At 51.7% G+C, this 5730-nt stretch carries 2 tRNA genes and 3 rRNA genes; all 5 read right to left on the bottom strand.

Going from position 1 to position 5730, the window contains the following annotated elements:
* Positions 1-49: 49 nt before the first annotated feature.
* A 5S ribosomal RNA gene (gene rrf, locus VSO01S_RS25825) occupies positions 50-162 on the bottom strand.
* Between the two features lie 122 nt (positions 163-284).
* A 23S ribosomal RNA gene (locus VSO01S_RS25820) occupies positions 285-3155 on the bottom strand.
* A gap of 320 nt (positions 3156-3475) precedes the next feature.
* Positions 3476-3551, bottom strand: a tRNA-Ala gene (locus VSO01S_RS25815).
* Between the two features lie 14 nt (positions 3552-3565).
* Positions 3566-3642, bottom strand: a tRNA-Ile gene (locus VSO01S_RS25810).
* A 119-nt stretch (positions 3643-3761) separates the two neighbouring features.
* Positions 3762-5296, bottom strand: a 16S ribosomal RNA gene (locus VSO01S_RS25805).
* Together the 16S, 23S and 5S rRNA genes with 2 tRNA genes alongside form the textbook arrangement of a ribosomal RNA operon.
* Positions 5297-5730: the final 434 nt, after the last annotated feature.

The raw sequence follows: 5730 nt of genomic DNA, 5'->3' as shown, positions 1-5730 counted from the left end.
AAAGCAAAAAGCCCAATCATTTCTGATTGGGCTTTTTGGGGCTGTAAGAGCCTGACGATGACCTACTTTCACACGGGAACCCGCACTATCATCGGCGCGGAGGCGTTTCACTGTCCTGTTCGGGATGGGAAGGAGTGGGACCACCTCGCTATGGTCATCAGGCATAACTGGTTGCTGTGCTGATCTTTTGATCAACACAACGAATTCATAGAGTTTGGAATCAGCTCAGTATTTTTTGACTGCGTCACTTGGCATAACAACCTTGACATCTTAGTCAAAGTTATAGGGTCAAGCCGCACGAGCAATTAGTATCAGTTAGCTTAACGCATTACTGCGCTTCCACACCTGACCTATCAACGTCCTGGTCTTGAACGACTCTTTAGGGGGCTCAAGGCCCCGGCAGATCTCATCTTGAAACGAGTTTCCCGCTTAGATGCTTTCAGCGGTTATCTCTTCCACACTTAGCTACTCGGCAATGCCACTGGCGTGACAACCGATACACCAGAGGTGTGTCCACTCCGGTCCTCTCGTACTAGGAGCAGGCTTCCTCAAATCTGCAGCGCCCACGGAAGATAGGGACCAAACTGTCTCACGACGTTTTAAACCCAGCTCACGTACCTCTTTAAATGGCGAACAGCCATACCCTTGGGACCGGCTACAGCCCCAGGATGAGATGAGCCGACATCGAGGTGCCAAACACCGCCGTCGATATGAACTCTTGGGCGGTATCAGCCTGTTATCCCCAGAGTACCTTTTATCCGTTGAGCGATGGCCCTTCCATACAGAACCACCGGATCACTATGTCCTGCTTTCGCATCTGCTCGACTTGTCAGTCTCGCAGTTAAGCACGCTTATGCCATTGCACTATCGTCACGATGTCCGACCGTAACTAGCGTACCTTCGAACTCCTCCGTTACGCTTTGGGAGGAGACCGCCCCAGTCAAACTGCCTACCATGCACTGTCCCCAGCCCGGATAACGGGCCTAGGTTAGAACCTCAAACACACCAGGGTGGTATTTCAACGTTGGCTCCACCAGAACTAGCGTCCTGGCTTCAAAGCCTCCCACCTATCCTACACAGATCTGTTCAAAGTCCAATACAAAGCTACAGTAAAGGTTCATGGGGTCTTTCCGTCTTTCCGCGGGGAGATTGCATCATCACAAACATTTCAACTTCGCTGAGTCTCAGGAGGAGACAGTGTGGCCATCGTTACGCCATTCGTGCAGGTCGGAACTTACCCGACAAGGAATTTCGCTACCTTAGGACCGTTATAGTTACGGCCGCCGTTTACTGGGACTTCAATCAAGAGCTTGCACCCCATCATTTAATCTTCCAGCACCGGGCAGGCGTCACACCCTATACGTCCACTTTCGTGTTTGCAGAGTGCTGTGTTTTTAATAAACAGTCGCAGCCACCGATTTTTTGCAACCCGTTCATGCTCCGTTGTTCACTTCACACTAATAGGGCACACCTTCTTCCGAAGTTACGGTGTCAATTTGCCGAGTTCCTTCTCCTGAGTTCTCTCAAGCGCCTTAGAATACTCATCTCGCGCACCAGTGTCGGTTTGCGGTACGGTCGTGTGCAGCTGAAGCTTAGTGGCTTTTCCTGGAACCTCGTTCAATCACTTCGCGAGCAAGCTCGCTCGATCGTTGGCCTCGGTATATGTGCACCGGATTTGCCTAATGCACGCCTACTTCCAACTAAACCGGGATATCCAACACCCGGATGACCTATTAAGATCCGTCCCCACATCGCACTGCACATCGGTACAGGAATATTGACCTGTTTCCCATCAGCTACGCATCTCTGCCTCGCCTTAGGGGCCGACTCACTCTACGCCGATGAACGTTGCGTAGAAAACCTTGCGCTTACGGCGAGCGGGCTTTTCACCCGCTTTAACGCTACTCATGTCAGCATTCGCACTTCTGATACCTCCAGCAGCCTTTACAAGCCACCTTCACAGGCTTACAGAACGCTCTCCTACCACTTGCAATAAATTGCAAATCCGCAGCTTCGGTAACTGGCTTAGCCCCGTTACATCTTCCGCGCAGGACGACTCGATCAGTGAGCTATTACGCTTTCTTTAAATGATGGCTGCTTCTAAGCCAACATCCTGACTGTTTTAGCCTTCCCACTTCGTTTCCCACTTAGCCAATTTTAGGGACCTTAGCTGGCGGTCTGGGTTGTTTCCCTCTTGAGTCCGGACGTTAGCACCCGGTGCTCTGTCTCCCAAGCTGTACTCTTCGGTATTCGGAGTTTGCCTTGGTTTGGTAAGTCGCCATGACCCCCTAGCCAAAACAGTGCTCTACCCCCGAAGGTAATACTTGAGGCACTACCTAAATAGTTTTCGGAGAGAACCAGCTATTTCCAAGTTTGTTTAGCCTTTCACCCCTATCCACAGCTCATCCGCTAGTTTTGCAACACTAGTCGGTTCGGACCTCCAGTACCTGTTACGGCACCTTCATCCTGGCCATGGATAGATCACTTGGTTTCGGGTCTACACCCAGCGACTGAACGCCCTATTCGGACTCGATTTCTCTACGGCTTCCCTATTCGGTTAACCTTGCCACTGAATGTAAGTCGCTGACCCATTATACAAAAGGTACGCCGTCACCCCGAAGGGCTCCGACTTTTTGTAAGCACGCGGTTTCAGGATCTATTTCACTCCCCTCCCGGGGTTCTTTTCGCCTTTCCCTCACGGTACTAGTTCACTATCGGTCGATGATGAGTATTTAGCCTTGGAGGATGGTCCCCCCATATTCAGACAGGATTACACGTGTCCCGCCCTACTTGTCGCTAGCTTAGTACCACACCAGTCATTTCACGTACGGGGCTATCACCCGCTATGGCCGACCTTTCCAAATCGTTCCGTTATGTCTGGTGCTATCACTAGCAGGCTCTTCCGATTTCGCTCGCCACTACTTTCGGAATCTCGGTTGATGTCTTTTCCTCGAGCTACTGAGATGTTTCAGTTCACCCGGTTCGCCTCGCACCCCTATGTATTCAGAGTGCGATACCTTTCGGTGGGTTTCCCCATTCGGAAATCTCCGGATCAAAGCTCATTTGCCAGCTCCCCGAAGCTTATCGCAGGCTATCACGTCCTTCGTCGCCTATCATCGCCAAGGCATCCACCACGTGCTCTTATTCACTTGACCCTATAACTTTGACCTCTCTCACGAGAGTTCATCGTCAATCAAGGAATTACCAGGTCTTTCACCTGGCGCGTTATGCCGTCTTCAATATCCGTCTTTCGACGAAGATGAAGTTCATTTGACGCAATCAAAAATTCTATGTTGCTGATGGCACGGTCTGCATTAAACCTTTACGAATATGCAGTTTCCATCAGCAACGCTGATTCGACTCTATGAATTTTTAAAGAACAGCCGATTGATCGAACAATCTCGATCAACAACAAAGAAGCCTCGCCACAGCAAAGCCGCTTTGGTGTTGAACCATCGAAGGTACCGAAGGATATTGGTGGAGGATGACGGGATCGAACCGACGACCCCCTGCTTGCAAAGCAGGTGCTCTCCCAGCTGAGCTAATCCCCCTAAAGATTAGTGGATGGTGGGTCTGGTTGGATTCGAACCAACGACCCCCGCCTTATCAAGACGGTGCTCTAACCGACTGAGCTACAGACCCGCGGGGCCGGACGCCGTGGCAACCAGGCCAGAGCCTTCAACCGAAGCGCCTCAGTCGCTGGGCGACAACCTTCCAACAACCGATAAGTGTGGGCGTTTAAATTAAATTGCAGTTTCCAGAAAGGAGGTGATCCAGCCGCACCTTCCGATACGGCTACCTTGTTACGACTTCACCCCAGTCACGAACCCTGCCGTGGTAATCGCCCTCCTTGCGGTTAGGCTAACTACTTCTGGCAGAACCCGCTCCCATGGTGTGACGGGCGGTGTGTACAAGACCCGGGAACGTATTCACCGTGACATTCTGATCCACGATTACTAGCGATTCCGACTTCACGCAGTCGAGTTGCAGACTGCGATCCGGACTACGACTGGTTTTATGGGATTAGCTCCCCCTCGCGGGTTGGCAACCCTTTGTACCAGCCATTGTATGACGTGTGTAGCCCCACCTATAAGGGCCATGAGGACTTGACGTCATCCCCACCTTCCTCCGGTTTGTCACCGGCAGTCTCATTAGAGTGCCCAACTAAATGTAGCAACTAATGACAAGGGTTGCGCTCGTTGCGGGACTTAACCCAACATCTCACGACACGAGCTGACGACAGCCATGCAGCACCTGTGTTACGGTTCTCTTTCGAGCACTAAGCCATCTCTGGCAAATTCCGTACATGTCAAAGGTGGGTAAGGTTTTTCGCGTTGCATCGAATTAAACCACATCATCCACCGCTTGTGCGGGTCCCCGTCAATTCCTTTGAGTTTCAACCTTGCGGCCGTACTCCCCAGGCGGTCAACTTCACGCGTTAGCTTCGTTACTGAGGAAGTGAATCCCCAACAACCAGTTGACATCGTTTAGGGCGTGGACTACCAGGGTATCTAATCCTGTTTGCTCCCCACGCTTTCGTGCATGAGCGTCAGTGCAGGCCCAGGGGATTGCCTTCGCCATCGGTGTTCCTCCGCATATCTACGCATTTCACTGCTACACGCGGAATTCCATCCCCCTCTGCCGCACTCCAGCGATGCAGTCACAGATGCAGTTCCCAGGTTGAGCCCGGGGATTTCACAACTGTCTTACATCACCGCCTGCGCACGCTTTACGCCCAGTAATTCCGATTAACGCTTGCACCCTACGTATTACCGCGGCTGCTGGCACGTAGTTAGCCGGTGCTTATTCTTACGGTACCGTCATTAGCCCTCTTTATTAGAAAGAACCGTTTCGTTCCGTACAAAAGCAGTTTACAACCCGAAGGCCTTCATCCTGCACGCGGCATGGCTGGATCAGGCTTGCGCCCATTGTCCAAAATTCCCCACTGCTGCCTCCCGTAGGAGTCTGGGCCGTGTCTCAGTCCCAGTGTGGCTGGTCGTCCTCTCAGACCAGCTACAGATCGTTGGCTTGGTGAGCCTTTACCCCACCAACTACCTAATCTGCCATCGGCCGCTCCATTCGCGCAAGGCCTTGCGGTCCCCTGCTTTCATCCGTAGATCGTATGCGGTATTAGCACAGCTTTCGCTGCGTTATCCCCCACGATTGGGCACGTTCCGATGTATTACTCACCCGTTCGCCACTCGCCACCAGGATTGCTCCCGTGCTGCCGTTCGACTTGCATGTGTAAGGCATGCCGCCAGCGTTCAATCTGAGCCAGGATCAAACTCTATAGTTCGATCTTGAAGTTTTCGCTTCTTTTCAGAAGCAACTCATAAAAACGGAATTGAAGTGAACTTCACTTCTATTCTCATGAGCGTTTAAAGTCTTGCGACTTAGTTCCAAAGAACTTGGCAATCGCCTTCAAACGCCCACGCTTATCGGCTGTATGTTTTTAACGATCCGTCGCAAGAAGCTTGACTTCTTGCGTTGCTCGCTGCGATCAGCGGAGCCTTCGATTATGACACAGTATTTAATACCCTGTCAAACTTGCGGGTCTTTCAACCCGCCAACCCATCCTCACCACCCAGCCAGACTTCAGATCACTCCGCAGTCCGCAAGACGCCGCGCCTTCGCACAACACCTCGCTTTTCGCTAGGCAGCTCGTTTTGAGCTGAGCCTTGAATTATGACACGAATTTCTCGATTCGCGCAAACTTCAAGAAGTTTTTTT

The sequence above is a fragment of the Variovorax soli NBRC 106424 genome (assembly GCF_001591385.1).
In the GTDB taxonomy this organism is placed as follows: domain Bacteria; phylum Pseudomonadota; class Gammaproteobacteria; order Burkholderiales; family Burkholderiaceae_C; genus Variovorax; species Variovorax soli.
The sequence above is the reverse complement of the archived record's forward strand: the minus strand, read 5'-3'. Positions and strand labels throughout refer to the sequence as shown.